Raw genomic sequence first — 13,463 nt, forward strand, 5'->3', positions numbered from 1 at the left:
GAAGCGTTCAGACTCGCGAAGCGTCAGCCTTCGAGGACACCGGTTCGTCGGCCTGCGCCGCATCGGACGCAACGGCTCCGGAATCGGTCGATGCGGTCGCGGTCGACTTCGATGCCGCCGGAGCGGTCGCCTCGGCGAGGCCGGCTGCACCGCCCTTGCGGACGAAGATCTTCAGCACCAGCACCAGCAGGGCGCTGATGATCGTGCCGACGACGATGGAGAGCAGGAACAGCAGGAACGAGTCGATGGCGAAGAAGACGAACACTCCGCCGTGCGGGGCCTGGCTGGTCACGGAGAAGGCCATCGTCATGCCGCCCGTGACGCCGGCGCCGACGATCGAGGCGGGGATCACGCGCAGCGGATCGGAGGCGGCGAAGGGAATCGCTCCTTCGGAGATGAACGCGGCACCGAGCAGCCACGCGGCCTTTCCGTTCTCCTTCTCCGCTTGGGAGAAGATGCGGGGACGCAGCGCTGTGGCCAGCGCCATGGCCAGGGGCGGAACCATTCCGGCGGCCATGACCGTGGCCATGATCTCCCAGGGCACCGGGTTCTCGACGGAGCCTGCGGCGAGTCCGGCGACGGCGAACGAGTACGCGACCTTGTTGACCGGCCCGCCCAGGTCGACGGCCATCATGACGCCGAGGATGAGTCCGAGGAGGACGGCAGCGGTTCCGGTCATCGAGCTCAGCCAGCTGTTGAGGCCCTCGGTCAGGGCGCTGATCGGTCCGCCGAGGACCATGAACATCAGACCCGAGGAGACGAGGGAGGCCACCAGCGGAATGATCACGACCGGCATCAGCCCGCGCAGCCACCTCGGCGCGGCGAAGGAACCGATCCAGTGGGCGATATAGCCGGCGAGGAGTCCGCCGATGATGCCGCCGATGAAGCCGGCGCCCATGAGCACGGCCACGGCACCGACGGTGAATCCGGGGGCGATTCCGGGCCGGTCGGCGATTGCGTAGGCGATGTAGCCGGCCAGTGCGGCGACGAGGAAGCCCATCGACAGGTTGCCGATCTGGAAGGAGACGGCCCCCAGGTAGGCACCGACCGGTCCCAGCGCCAGGTCGCCGTATTCGGTGGGCAGGTTCCACAGGGAGTTGCCCAGGACGATGTCCTCGGAGTAGTCGGGAATGTCGAATCCGCCGAGGAGGAAGCCCAGAGCCATGAGCAGACCGCCGGCGGCGACGAAGGGGATCATATAGCTGACGCCGGTCAGCAGCACCCGCTTGAGGTGGGCACCGATGCTTTCCCGTGAGCTTGTCGAGTTCGACGATTCCTCGTCGGCGGTGTGAGCGGCGGCGAGTCTGCGGCCGTTCGGGGTGTCCGCCTCGGCGAGGGCTTTGCGGATGAGCCCCTGCGGATCGTCGATTCCGGCTTTGACCGGCACCTGCACATAGGGTTTGCCCGCGAAACGGGCCTTGTCGCGGACGTCGACATCGACGGCGAAGACGACGGCGTCGGCGCCATCGATGATGGACTGGTCGATCGGGGTCGTGCCGCTCGAGCCCTGGGTCTCGGTGACGACGTCGATGCCCATTTCGGACCCGGCCTGGACGAGGGCGTCGGCGGCCATGTAGGTGTGAGCGATTCCCGTCGGGCAGGCCGTGACGGCAACGACGCGGCGGGGGTCTTCGGCGGCCGAGGCTGAGTCTGCGGAGGCTGGGGCCGCGGCGGTTGCGGACGCTGCTGCAGTTGCGGACGCTGCGGCGGTGTCACCGGGGTTCGCTGCGGTGGAGCCGGCGGGTGCGTGCTCGGTGTCCGCTTCGCGCAGGCCGAGGGCGGTCTCGACGAGGTCGACGACTTCCTGCTCGGTCGCGGCAGCGCGCAGGGAGGCGACGAAGTCCTTCTTCACCAGGGAGCGGGCGAGCTTCGACAGCAGTGCGAGGTGTTCCTTCCCGGCACCGTCCGGGGCGGCGATCATGAATACGAGATCGGCGGGTCCGTCCTTGGCGCCGAAGTCGACCGGCGGGTTGAGACGAGCCATCGCCAAGCTCGGCGTGGTGACCGCGTCGGTGCGGGCGTGCGGGATGGCGATGCCGCCGGGAACACCCGTCGGGGTCTTCTCCTCGCGGGCGATCGCCGCGGTCGCCAGCCCTTCGGCGGAGTTCGCGCGGCCCTGTTCGGCGATTGCGGTGGCCATGGCGCGGATGACAGCGGACGACTCCGTCCCCTGATCCGCGTCGAGGATCACCAGTTCCGTTGTGATGAGCGATGTCATCGTGCCTCCTCGGCTTCGGGGACTGAGCCCTGTTGATGATGTCGGTGGGAAAGATCGTCGATCGGTGCGTATGCGGATGTGTGCTCGGGTGTGCCCGCGGATGGTGTTTCGGGGGCAGTCAGGGGTGTCACGGTCACCGCGTCGGTTCGTGCATCCTCCGGGCTCGGCACCCCGGTGCCGCGCATCCGGGCGGCAGCGGCTCCATAGGCGACGGCCTGGGCCAGCGCCTCACCGGGTTCACGACCGCGGGTGAGACCGAGCAGGTACCCGGCCAGAGTGGAGTCGCCTGCGCCCACGGTGCTCACGACCTCCATCGGCGGGTGCTTGGCGTGCCAGACGGTCTCGGGCAGAGCGAGAACTGCGCCTCCGGCACCCAGGGTCGCAAGTATCGAACGAGGGCGAGGGCCGGCCGCTGCGAGCAGGGTCGAAGCGGCTCGGGCGGTGAGCTGCGGTGACGATTCCAGCCGTGCGGCGATCTCGAACAGCTCCGCTGTTTCGAGCGGTTCCGGGGCCTCGAGCGGTTCTGTGGTCTCGAGCGGCTTTGGGACCTCGAGCGGTTGGGCCGATGCGGGCTGTCCGCTCGGGTGACCGTCGCAGTGCGGCTGAGCTTCTTCGCGGAGACCGGCGGCCTGCAGCAGTCCTGCGGCGCCGAGGAGCTCGGCGAGCTCTTCCGCGTTCGGCTTGATGAGATCCGGTGATGCCTGCAGTGCCGCAGCCAGGGGACCCCCGGAAGTGTCAACGGCGATGGAGGGAGGTTCGTCGAGTTCACGGATGCGTACGATGGCCCGGGCGTAGAAGTCATCGCCGACTCCCGGAGGCAGAGATCCGGCCAGGACGACCCACTCTGCCTCGGCGGCCAGCTCTGCCACGAGGTCGAGCAGATCGGCCTGGCTGTGCGGGCTCAGGGAGGAGCCGGGTTCGTTGATCTTCGTCGTCGTGCCGTCGGGCTCGGTGACGGTGATATTGGACCGCAGCGGTGTGCCGGTGGGAACGGAGCGGTGAGCCAGTCCGATCGCATCGAGTCCGGTGAGCACGGGATCGTCGCTGTCTCCGGGCAGAACCGCCAGGGTCACGCGATCGGCCGCTGCCACTGCACGAGAGACGTTGACGCCCTTGCCGCCGGGCTGCTGTCCGGCCCAGACCGCCCGCTGCACCTGACCACGGAGAACGGGGCCGCCGAGTTCGATGGTCCGGTCGAGACTCGGATTCGCTGTCAGGGTGAGGATCATGGAGCGACCACCTCGACCTCCGCATTCTCCAAGTGAGTCGACATCGGCTCGCCGGGCACCGCGTCGGTGATGAGGACATCGATCTGGTCCAATGCGGCGAAGCGCACCAGGGAGACGGCACCGAATTTCGCAGAGTCGGCGAGCACGACGACCTTGCGTCCGGAGTTGACGAACGCCGACTTCGTCGCCGCCTCGTCGTGGTCGGGAGTGGAGACGCCGTCGTCGCCGAGTCCGTTGGTGCCGAGCACAGCGAGATCGACACGGTGACCGTCGATGGCCGCAATCGTCTGCGGTCCGACCATGGCACGAGTGACCGGACGAAAACGACCGGGAAGGACGAAGATCTCGACCCCGGGTGCTCCGGCCAGACTGTCGATGACCGACAGGGAGTTCGTGATCACGCGCAGCTGCCGGGGAGCCTGTCCGGCAGAGCGACGTTCATGGGCTTCGTGTGCGATCGCTCGGGCGAACGCCGCGCAGGTCGTCCCTCCGTCCAAGGAGATGCTCATCGTCTCGTCCAACAGGCTCAGCGCGGACTGCGCGATCGTGGTCTTTTCGTCGAGATTGTGGATCTCGCGGTCATCGAATGTCAGCTCTTCGAGGCTGTGCGGGCGACACGGCACCGCTCCCCCGTGGACGCGCTGCAGAGATCCGGCCTTCTCGAGTGCGGCGAGATCGCGGCGGACGGTTTCCGTGGTGATGTCGAAGTCGGCTGCCAGATCGGTGACACTGACCCGCCCCGCTTCGCTGACCAGATCAGCGATACGTCGTTGCCGTTCTTCAGCGAACACGTCCGGCCCTTTCCTTCGCGCGGTTCGTCGTCGATCCGGACGAAACCCACGTGGTTATCTGTTGGTTTGAATGATCTTATGACGCTATTCACGTATCGTCAATCACACTCCAACGCATATCCACTTATTCCAACATCATGTTCTTACGGAACGTCACAGCGTCGGTCCGCGAGCGGCGATGCAGATGACAAGTGCCCCAGAACTCGGCGTTCTGGGGCACTCGTCAGACGCGGCCGCGGCGGGCCGCCTCGGTGATGGGATCAGGGCCGACGAATCAGCGCCCGACGCGCTTGTACGCCGAGGAATCGGCATTGTCGATCGTCGAATGCTTCCGGTTGTCGTGCATGAACAGCACGGCCACGAAGCCGACGATCGCGACGATGACGACATAGATGGCGAACCAGGTGGCCATTCCGGCGTCGCGGAACCACAGGGCGACGTACTCGGCGGACCCGCCGAAGAGCGAGTTGCCGATCGCGTAGGTGAACCCGACGCCGATGCCGCGGATGTGGGCGGGGAACATCTCGGCCTTCACGATGCCGGAGATCGAGGTGTACATGCTGATGAACGCCATGGCGATGATGATGAGGATGCCGGCGGTGACCATCGACTGGGCCTTGCCGATCATGCTCAGCATCGGGATGGGCAGGGCGATCATGCCGATGACGAAGATGAGCATGTTGTTCTTCCGGCCGATCTTGTCCGAGAGCATGCCGGCCAGGGGCTGCATGAAGACGAAGATGAGCAGACAGATCGTCATCAGATCAGCGATGGAGCCCTTGTTGAAGATCTCCTCGCCGGGGGTGCCTTCGTTCTGCAGCAGCAGGAACTTCTGCATATAGGTGGTGAAGACGTAGAACACGAGCGAACCGACGCAGGTGATGCCGAGCACGACGAGGAAGGCGCGAGGGTGACGCAGAACCTCGCAGAAGCTGCCCGAGTTCTCATCCTTGCGGGTGTCAGCCGAGGTGGTCTCGGTGAGTCCGCGGCGCAGCCAGATGGAGACGATGGCGGCCGCGGCCCCGATGACGAACGGCAGACGCCACCATCCGTCCTCGATCTGCTCGGTGCCCAGGGTGTGGGTCATGATGACGGCCAAGAGGCTGGCCAGCAGCTGTCCGCCGATGAGGGTGACGTACTGGAAGGAGGAGTAGAAGCCGCGCTTGCCTTCGGTGGCGACTTCGGACATGTAGGTCGCGGTCGCACCGTACTCACCGCCGACGGCGAGTCCCTGGACCATGCGCACGAGCAGCAGCAGGATGGCCGCCCAGGATCCGACGGTCGCGCTGGTCGGCAGGATCGCCATGCACAGGGAGCCGGCGCACATGAGCAGGATCGAGATGAGCATCGAGTTCTTACGGCCCATCCGGTCGGCGGCGCGACCGAAGATGTAGCCGCCGATGGGACGCATGAGGAAGCCGACGAAGAAGACGCCGGCGGACTGCATGAGCGACAGGGTCGGGTTGCCCTCGACGAAGAACTGCTCAGCGAAGTAGACGCTGAAGAAGGCGTAGATATAGAAGTCGAACCATTCGACGAGGTTGCCCGACGAGGCCGCGATGATGGCCTTGACGGTCTGCCATTCCGATTTCTTCTCACCATCGGCGCCGGAGGCGCTCACCCGGCCGAGCTTCTCTTGCGAATCTGTCACTGAGTCTTCCTTCTGTTTCGTGTATGACGCACAGAGCGCCCAGGTCACCTTACTGCCCCGGACAAGCGGCTGACGCATCGTTGCCGCCATCGAAATCCGCAACCGGACGCACGAAACCTCGCCGAATACGGCCAGGCGGTCGCTGCTGACGCCCGTGCTCTGGCGGGCCGAGTGAGGAATGTCTCAATCTCGTCTGCGCGATTCTCGCTCCGAGATGCGAACCGCCGCCCGGTGGACAGGGGCGGGTGTGCTACAAATTGAGGGAGCTTCGTCCAATGTCGCACCAGGAGAGATCATGACAATCCTCGTCGGTTATTCCCCCTCGCCCGAAGGCAAGGCCGCTGTCGAATTCGGAATCGAGCAGGCCCGCGCATTCGACGATGTCCTCGTCGTGCTCAATGCCGGAATAGGTGAGACTCCCGACGAACGCGGTGTGGCCACCAGCAAAGACATCGAAGAGCTCAAGGAGACGCTGCAGTCTTCCGAGGTCTCCCACGAGATCCTTCAATTCCTCCGCGGCAACGATCCCGTCGAAGAGCTCCTGGCGCTGGCCGAGGCGACCGCCGATACCCGAATGATCGTCATCGGCTCCCGTCGCCGCTCCCCCGTCGGCAAGCTCATCATGGGCTCGACGGCGCAGCGGATCATCCTCGACTCCGATGTTCCCGTCGTGTCTGTGAAGGTCGACCGCACGAAGAAGTAGTCGCGCGCGCCGGCTCGCCAACCGACTTCAGTCATCGGTGCGAACCGGTGCGTCCCATTCGTCCAGGTCGGATTCGCTCCAGTCGCCATAAGTCGGATTGGGCAGGACGATCCATTCGGTGCCGAACTTCGCACGGTTCTTCTCCACCAGCTCCCTCTGCTCGTCGACGGACGCATCCGCGAATGCGCCATCGAAATCGTGCAGGGTGTCACCGAGCTGCATGAGCAGGGTGTGGTTCGCCTCGACCTTCGCACGCCGTTCGTCCTTCGGCGGGCCCAGCAGCATCACGTGGTCGTCATCGGCCTGGGGCAGGCCCAGCTTGGCAATGGCTTCGACATTCTCCGCCCGATTCTCTTCCGTCCGGTCCGAGACGTAGTAGATGTCGACTCCGAGCTGGTCGGCATGTTCGAAGAATGCCAACGCACCGGGGATCATGGTCGGCTCCCCGTTCTTCTCCCAGTCGTCCCACGTGTCCCAGCCGCTGAAGTCATGGCACTTGGCGATATCGCGGGCCAGCAGCTTCGAATTGTCGATGGCAGTCTCATCGAGGTCGGTCATGATGGCCAGATCTTCCCCGTCCGGGGCCTTGGAAACGGCCTTGTCGAGCTGACGCGCAGCCATCTCATAGGTCTGTCCCTGCAGTGCCATCGCCTCGGCGCTCTGCTGCTGCCACTTCACACCCATGGTGTAGGCCGAGACGTCGCAGTCATCCGCCGCTTCGTCACCCGATACCGGACCCGAATTGAGGATGTATCCGATCACCCCGACGATGAGCACGAGCAGAATCGTCAGGGCAGGAACGAGGGCCTTCTTCATTCATCTTCCTTCTTCAGTGTTCTTCTTTACGGACAACTGTCAGCTCAGGCGGGCATCAGCCGTCGTGGCCGGCACGGCCGCTCGACGGCTCCGCAGCAGCCTGGGAGCGTCGGATCAGTCGTTGCCGGCGATGGCGGCGACGAGCGCGTCGACGTCCTCTCTCGTCGTGTCGAAGGCGCACATGAGACGGACGATGCCCGTCTCCAAGGGCCAGTCCGCGAAAGCGAACTTCTGTCGCGCACGCTCGGCCACCTCGGCGGGCATGCGCACGAACACGACGTTCGACTCGACCCTCTGCACGATCTCGAGCCCGACCATGCCCTTGCTCTCGGCGGCCTCGGCGAGTCTTTCGGCGAGGTACTCGGCCATGTCGTTCGACGCGGTCGCCGAAACCCGCCACAGGTCGCCTCCGTACAGCGCGTTGAGCTGGGCGGACAGGAAGCGCATCTTCGACGCCAGCTGCAGATTCATCTTTCGCAGGAAACGCATGCCCTGGCTGATGTCGGGGTTGAGGACGATGACTGCCTCGGCGCCGAGCAGGCCGTTCTTCGTTCCGCCGAGGCTGACGATGTCGACCCCGACCGCGGTCGTGATGTCGCCCAAACCGACCCCGAGATGGGCGGCGGCGTTGCCGAGGCGGGAGCCGTCGACGTGGACGAGCATGTCGAGTTCATGCGCGGTGTCGGCGATCGCCGCGCTTTCGTCGGGGGTGTAGGTCGTGCCCCATTCCGTGGACTGGGAGATGCTCACAGCCAGCGGTTGGGCATTGTGCTCGGAACCGCGGCCGACGATCGCACCCCTGATGGTCTCCGGGGTGAGCTTGCCGTTCTCGGTCGCGGCACCGACGATCTTGAGTCCGCCGACTTTCTCGGGTGCGCCGGTCTCGTCGTAGTTGATGTGCGCCGAGGCGGCCGTGATCACCGCAGCCCAGCGAGGCAGTGCCGACTGCAGGGCCAGCACATTGGCACCGGTGCCGTTGAAGACCGGGAACGCCTGTGCGCTGGGGCCGAAATGTCCCTTCATCACCTCGTGGAGATGCGCCGTCCACGGGTCGTCGCCGTAGCCGGGCGCATGGCCGACATTGGCCTCGGCGATGGCGGTGATGACCTCCGGGTGGGCACCCGCCCAGTTGTCCGAGCCGAAGTTGCGCGGATGGGCCGCGAGGGAGGATTCGGGTGCCGGGGCTGACGTCCGGCCGTCTGCTGTCAGTGTGTCGTCGTTCACAGCTTCAGGGTATCGCCACTTCCCGACCGGCGCATTCTGATCCGAAGCCATGGCTCATCCGCGATCGCTGAGCTGGGCTCTGGTCTGCCTGATCACCTCGGCGCTGTCGAAGCCGTGTCTGTCATTGTCGACGTCGACGATCCTCACTCCCCGCCACAGGCACTCGACGGCTGAGGCACGCGACCAGAATTCGTCCCAGTTCTCGAGCTTCCAATGATCGCGCGACAGCCCTCGGGCCGCTACCCGCTCGCGGATGGCCTCACCATCGACGGCGACGCGGACGACGACCCATTCGGCCTGCGGCCAGTCATGGTCGCCGGCATTGTCCTCGAGGAAGGAAGCATCGGGAAGGTAGCGGCCGAAGGGGGCGTCGAGGACGACGCTGCGGCCCAGCCGCAGGTTGTCGCCGGCGACCGCGAGCAGCGTCTGGTACTCGAGGTCCATCACGCGATCCTGATAGATGGGGTTGTCGTCTCGTCCGCAGGGGTCGGTTCCGGCGATCTCGAGCAGTGCCTCGGTCAGTCGCCCGCAGACGACGTCCTTGTCGAGGAGGGCGGCTCCGAATTCGGCGGCAAGTGCCGTGCTCACGCTGGACTTGCCGCTGCCGGCGGGGCCGATGACGACGAAGACCGTCGGGGTCTCTGAGCCGATCACTGCCGCTCCCGGCTGCGGTCCTTGACGAAGAAGCCATAGGAGATCGCTCCGATGACGAGCAGCACTGCGCCGACGAGGAACACCGAGTTGAAGTTTCCGGTGGTGTCGACGAGCCAGCCGGTGACGACCGGGGCCAGGGCAGCGCCGATGAACCCGCCGAAGTTCTGGATCGCGCCCAAGGAGGCGACCTGCTCGCTCGGTGCCACATCGGAGGCCAGGGTCCACAGGCAGCCGATCGGCACCTGCGAGAAGAAGTAGCCCAGGCACAGCAGCACGATGATCAGCGGCACATTGTCGACATAGGCCGTCGGGAACACCGAGGCGGCCGCGAGGACGGCGCCGCCGACGATCGGAACCTTGCGGGCGAAGATCGCGGGCCTGCCCTGTCGGATGAGGACGCCGGAGAACCATCCTCCCGCGAGGACTCCGAGCACACCCATGAGGAACGGCAGCGCCGCGAGCCACCCGGTCTCCTGCAGGCTGAAGCCGAGATCGGTCTCGATGTAGCTGGGCAGCCAGGTGAGGTAGACCCAGACCGTGTAGAAGATGCCGAAGGCGCCGATGATCATGAAGTAGGTGTTCGGCTTCGTGAACAGAGTCCCCCAGCCGACCTTCTCGGCGCCTTCGACCACGGCGTCGGCTTCGGCCTCGGTGGCCTCATCGAGCTGGTCCGAGATCTCGTCGGCTGCGGCATCGGCGGCGTCGTCGCCCTTGAGGATGTGCTCCTCACGCAGCGTCGGGTCGCGGTAGATGCGCAGCCACACGAGCATGACGATGATGCCGAGGGCGCCGACGATGATGAACATGCCGCGCCAGGACATCGTGAGCATCAGGAAGGTCAGCAGAGGTGGCGCCAGCGCGTTGGCGATCTGCGAACCGGTGTTGACCAGGGCGATCGGGAACGCGCGCTCCTTGGCGGAGAACCAACGTTCATTGACCTTGAGACCGGCCGTGAAGAACGGAGATTCCGCGACTCCGAGCGCCACTCGCAGCGCATAGAGCACGCCGAAGGAATTCGCCGCAGCGGTGACCATGCCCACCAGTGACCAGGCACCGGAGGCGAACGCGAACATCTTCTTCGCACCGAATTTGTCGACGAGGTAGCCGGCCGGCAGATTCGCGATCGCGTAGGGCCAGGAGAAAGCCGAAAGCAGAAGGCCCATCTGGGTCGCGCTGAGGTCGAACTCCTGCGCGATGGTCGTATTGCCCACGCTGAGGGTGGAGCGGTCGAGGTAGTTGACGATGCCGCCGATGACCAGCAGGGTGACGAAGATCCAGCGGATCCGTCGCGGGTTGCGCGTCCTCGCCGTGCGACGGGGGCTGGCCACGGCGCTCATTCCTGATCTCCGTGTCCGCGCGCCGAAGCGATGGCCGCGAGCATGGTGCGGGCAGCGGTGGTGACGTCACCGCAGTCTCCGCTGCTGCGAGCCGCCTTGGTCACTGAGCTGCCGACACCGATCGCCGCGGCACCCGCGTCGATCCACTCCGAGACGTTCTCGGGGGTCGCACTGCCTGCGGGCAGGATCGGCGCTTGGGCCAAGGGGGCGCGGACGGTCTTGAGATATCCGGGACCCGAGATCTCGGTCGGGAACAGTTTGACGATGTCAGCACCGGCGCTGAGGGTCTCGACCACCTCGGTGGGGGTGAACGCGCCGCTGATGCTCACCGCCTGGTAGCGGTTGGCGACCTCGAGCATCCCGCGGTCGAGGTTCGGGCTCACGAGCATCTGCGCGCCCGCCTCGATGCAGCTGTAGGCCGACTGCGCGTCAAGGACGGTTCCTGCCCCGATGACGACGCCCTGAGCGGAGTACTCTTCGCTCAGCGCTGTGATGATGCGCTTGGCGCCGGGCACCGAGAGCGTGATCTCAAGGGCACGGATTCCGCCGGCGATCGCCGCATGGGCGACGGCGAGTGCTTCGTCTTCGGAATCGAGTCGGATGATGAGCACGGCTCCGGTGTCATGGATGGCTCGGAGGGCCTCGAACTTCGTTAACATATTCACGCACGCTATCACATATATTCACACGCTTTGGGAATCGATGTGAACATGTGTGCATTGTTGGTACCCTGGAATCGTGCCCCCACATCCGAAGCCCTCCGCCCCGCTGATCCCCGATCAGCGACAGCACGAGATCGTCGAGCTGCTCCGTGCCTCCGTGGCGCTCAGCGTACGTGAACTCACCGAGACGATGAACGTCTCCCATATGACGGTGCGTCGCGATATAGCGGCACTCGAAGAGGCGGGTCTGGTCGAATCGGTCCCTGGGGGCGTCCGGCTGATCGGCTCTCCGCGCCAGCAGACACCCGTCGAGCGGGCACCGCGCACCGAGCTCGAGACGCCGGCGAAGCAGGCGATCGCTCGAGCGGCCGCCGCTCATGTCCGTCCGGGTTCGACGGTCTTCCTCGATGCCGGCACCACCTGCGAAGCGATCGTCGAACGCCTCCTGACCATCAGCGATATCACCGTCGTGACCAACGACTTCCTTTCGGCCATGCGGCTCATGGCCGAAGACGTCATGGCGATCCACACCGGCGGCACCATCGACAGCAACAGCGGCTCCTCGAGCGGTCCCCTGGCAGCAGCGACACTGAACGCCATGTCGATCGACATGGCCTTCCTCAGCGCCGGCGCCTGGGACCTCGATCATGGCCTGACCACCTCGGAGACGGACAAACTGACGCTCAAACGCGCGGCGGATCAGGCGGCGGAGCGCACGATCCTCGTGGCCGATTCGTCGAAGTTCGGCACTCATGCCAGGTTCAGGGCCCTCAACCTCGACGAACTCGACCTCATCATCACCGATGACCGTCTGCCCGAGAAGGAACGCACCCGCCTCGAGGACTCCGGAATCCACCTCGAGTACGCCTGAGACCTACGCTCGTCGGGCGTCTTCCACCGGGCATCACCCACCGGCAACTCCACACACTCCCGTTGCACCGGGGTGTTCCGCGGCCGCCGAGGCGAATTGTGCCGAACGCGGTGTTCTGCCGCCAACGGTGTGGGGCGCTCCCCACCAGTGCGGTTTGCTCCCGGTCCGGCTCAGTGCCGGCACGAGCAGGCACGAACCGCGCAGGCACGAGCCGAAAACCCGGTCCGAACGCGCACGATCCGAACGCGCACGGTCCGGATACGCACGGTCCGAACACACAACAGCGCGCCAGGAGTGCCTCCACACGTCACGTGTGACGTACGTGGGCACCTCTGGCGCGCTGGTGTCAGCCTCGGCCGGACCGCGCTGGTATCAGCGACGGCCGGTTCGCACTGGGACTCAGGCGAGGAGTTCGCGCATGAGTTCGGCGGTCTCGGTCGGGGTCTTGCCGACCTTGACGCCCGCAGCCTCGAGGGCTTCCTTCTTAGCCTGGGCGGTTCCCGAGGAGCCGGAGACGATGGCGCCGGCGTGGCCCATGGTCTTGCCCTCGGGAGCGGTGAAGCCTGCGACGTAGCCGACGACCGGCTTCGTCACGTTCTCCTTGATGAAGGCGGCTGCACGCTCTTCGGCGTCGCCGCCGATTTCGCCGATCATGACGATGGCTTCGGTCTCCGGGTCGGCCTCGAAGGCTTCGAGCGCATCGATGTGCGTGGTGCCGATGACCGGGTCTCCGCCGATGCCGATGGCGGTGGAGAAGCCGAGGTCACGCAGCTCGTACATCATCTGGTAGGTCAGCGTGCCGGACTTCGAGACCAGTCCGAGCTTGCCCTTCTTCGTGATGTTGGCCGGAATGATGCCGGCCAGCGACTCGCCGGGGGTGATGATGCCCGGGCAGTTGGGCCCGATGATGCGGGTGGCGTTGCCGGCCGCCTGAGCACGAGCCCAGACTTCGGCCGAGTCCTGGACCGGGATGCCCTCGGTGATGATGACGAGCAGCCCGATCTTCGCGTCGATGGCCTCGATCGCGGCGTCCTTGGAGAAGGCCGGCGGCACGAAGGCCACGGACACATCGGCACCGGTGGCTTCCATCGCTTCGGACACGGAGGCGAAGACGGGGAGCTCGACCTCGTTGCCGTCCTTGTCATTGTGCTTCACGGTGGTGCCGGCCTTGCGGGCGTTGACACCGCCGACGATGTTCGATCCGGCAGCGAGCATGCGAGCAGTGTGCTTCGAGCCCTCTCCGCCGGTGATGCCCTGGACGATGATCTTCGAATCGGAATTCAGAAAGACAGACATTGTTGTAAAGA

12 protein-coding genes are annotated in these 13,463 nt (G+C 65.6%); 2 read left to right on the forward strand and 10 right to left on the reverse strand.

Translation table 11 applies throughout. The features are described 5' to 3' along the window. Positions 1–7: 7 nt before the first annotated feature. From EB836_RS13800 to EB836_RS13815, 4 genes are all read right to left on the reverse strand, one after another. A complete protein-coding gene (locus EB836_RS13800) occupies positions 8–2,218 on the reverse strand; it encodes a fructose-specific PTS transporter subunit EIIC (protein WP_135541389.1) in 2,211 nt (736 codons plus the stop codon). Next, positions 2,215–3,447, reverse strand: a complete 1,233-nt coding sequence (locus EB836_RS13805) for a 1-phosphofructokinase family hexose kinase (RefSeq protein WP_135541390.1) — start codon at positions 3,445–3,447, stop codon at positions 2,215–2,217. The genes EB836_RS13800 and EB836_RS13805 overlap by 4 nt, the downstream gene beginning before the upstream one ends. Next, a complete protein-coding gene (locus EB836_RS13810) occupies positions 3,444–4,238 on the reverse strand; it encodes a DeoR/GlpR family DNA-binding transcription regulator (RefSeq protein ID WP_135541392.1) in 795 nt (264 codons plus the stop codon). Before EB836_RS13810 ends, EB836_RS13805 begins: the two co-directional genes overlap by 4 nt. Before the next feature lie 274 nt (positions 4,239–4,512). Continuing rightward, positions 4,513–5,889 carry an MFS transporter gene (locus tag EB836_RS13815; protein ID WP_240689985.1) on the reverse strand — a complete coding sequence of 459 codons (1,377 nt, stop codon included), beginning with the start codon at positions 5,887–5,889 and terminating at the stop codon, positions 4,513–4,515. A 295-nt stretch (positions 5,890–6,184) separates the two neighbouring features. Between EB836_RS13815 and EB836_RS13820 the strand changes: the two genes are divergently transcribed. Then, positions 6,185–6,592, forward strand: coding sequence for a universal stress protein (locus EB836_RS13820; protein WP_135541395.1), 408 nt, complete (start codon positions 6,185–6,187; stop codon positions 6,590–6,592). 27 nt (positions 6,593–6,619) lie between these two features. On the opposite strand, the gene EB836_RS13825 is transcribed toward EB836_RS13820, so the two are convergent. From EB836_RS13825 to EB836_RS13845, 5 genes are all read right to left on the reverse strand, one after another. After that, the gene (locus tag EB836_RS13825) at positions 6,620–7,408 is read right to left on the reverse strand and encodes an HAD family acid phosphatase (protein WP_135541397.1); all 789 of its coding nucleotides are present in this window, start codon (positions 7,406–7,408) and stop codon (positions 6,620–6,622) included. A gap of 114 nt (positions 7,409–7,522) precedes the next feature. Next, positions 7,523–8,617 (reverse strand): beta-eliminating lyase-related protein, encoded by a 1,095-nt coding sequence (locus EB836_RS13830; RefSeq protein WP_240690001.1) that lies wholly within the window; start codon positions 8,615–8,617, stop codon positions 7,523–7,525. Between the two features lie 69 nt (positions 8,618–8,686). Next, a complete protein-coding gene (locus EB836_RS13835) occupies positions 8,687–9,286 on the reverse strand; it encodes an ATP-binding protein (protein WP_240689987.1) in 600 nt (199 codons plus the stop codon). Beyond that, the gene (locus EB836_RS13840; protein ID WP_135541401.1) at positions 9,283–10,623 is read right to left on the reverse strand and encodes an MFS transporter; all 1,341 of its coding nucleotides are present in this window, start codon (positions 10,621–10,623) and stop codon (positions 9,283–9,285) included. Before EB836_RS13840 ends, EB836_RS13835 begins: the two co-directional genes overlap by 4 nt. Beyond that, positions 10,620–11,282, reverse strand: coding sequence for a hypothetical protein (locus EB836_RS13845; RefSeq protein ID WP_135541403.1), 663 nt, complete (start codon positions 11,280–11,282; stop codon positions 10,620–10,622). The genes EB836_RS13840 and EB836_RS13845 overlap by 4 nt, the downstream gene beginning before the upstream one ends. A gap of 79 nt (positions 11,283–11,361) precedes the next feature. Between EB836_RS13845 and EB836_RS13850 the strand changes: the two genes are divergently transcribed. Next, the gene (locus EB836_RS13850; RefSeq protein WP_240689989.1) at positions 11,362–12,156 is read left to right on the forward strand and encodes a DeoR/GlpR family DNA-binding transcription regulator; all 795 of its coding nucleotides are present in this window, start codon (positions 11,362–11,364) and stop codon (positions 12,154–12,156) included. Positions 12,157–12,555: 399 nt separating this feature from the next. On the opposite strand, the gene sucD is transcribed toward EB836_RS13850, so the two are convergent. Next, positions 12,556–13,452, reverse strand: coding sequence for a succinate--CoA ligase subunit alpha (sucD, locus tag EB836_RS13855; protein ID WP_135541405.1), 897 nt, complete (start codon positions 13,450–13,452; stop codon positions 12,556–12,558). Positions 13,453–13,463: the final 11 nt, after the last annotated feature.

It is taken from the genome of Brevibacterium sp. S111 (genome assembly GCF_004745075.1).
GTDB lineage: Bacteria > Actinomycetota > Actinomycetes > Actinomycetales > Brevibacteriaceae > Brevibacterium.

Excerpts from the sequence above, each read along its gene's own strand:
- EB836_RS13800 (WP_135541389.1), bottom strand. The coding sequence starts at position 2,218 with ATGACATCGCTCATCACAACGGAACTGGTGATCCTCGACGCGGATCAG.
- EB836_RS13805 (WP_135541390.1), bottom strand. The coding sequence starts at position 3,447 with ATGATCCTCACCCTGACAGCGAATCCGAGTCTCGACCGGACCATCGAA.
- EB836_RS13820 (WP_135541395.1), top strand. The coding sequence starts at position 6,185 with ATGACAATCCTCGTCGGTTATTCCCCCTCGCCCGAAGGCAAGGCCGCT.
- EB836_RS13825 (WP_135541397.1), bottom strand. The coding sequence starts at position 7,408 with ATGAAGAAGGCCCTCGTTCCTGCCCTGACGATTCTGCTCGTGCTCATC.
- EB836_RS13840 (WP_135541401.1), bottom strand. The coding sequence starts at position 10,623 with ATGAGCGCCGTGGCCAGCCCCCGTCGCACGGCGAGGACGCGCAACCCG.
- EB836_RS13845 (WP_135541403.1), bottom strand. The coding sequence starts at position 11,282 with ATGTTAACGAAGTTCGAGGCCCTCCGAGCCATCCATGACACCGGAGCC.
- sucD (WP_135541405.1), bottom strand. The coding sequence starts at position 13,452 with ATGTCTGTCTTTCTGAATTCCGATTCGAAGATCATCGTCCAGGGCATC.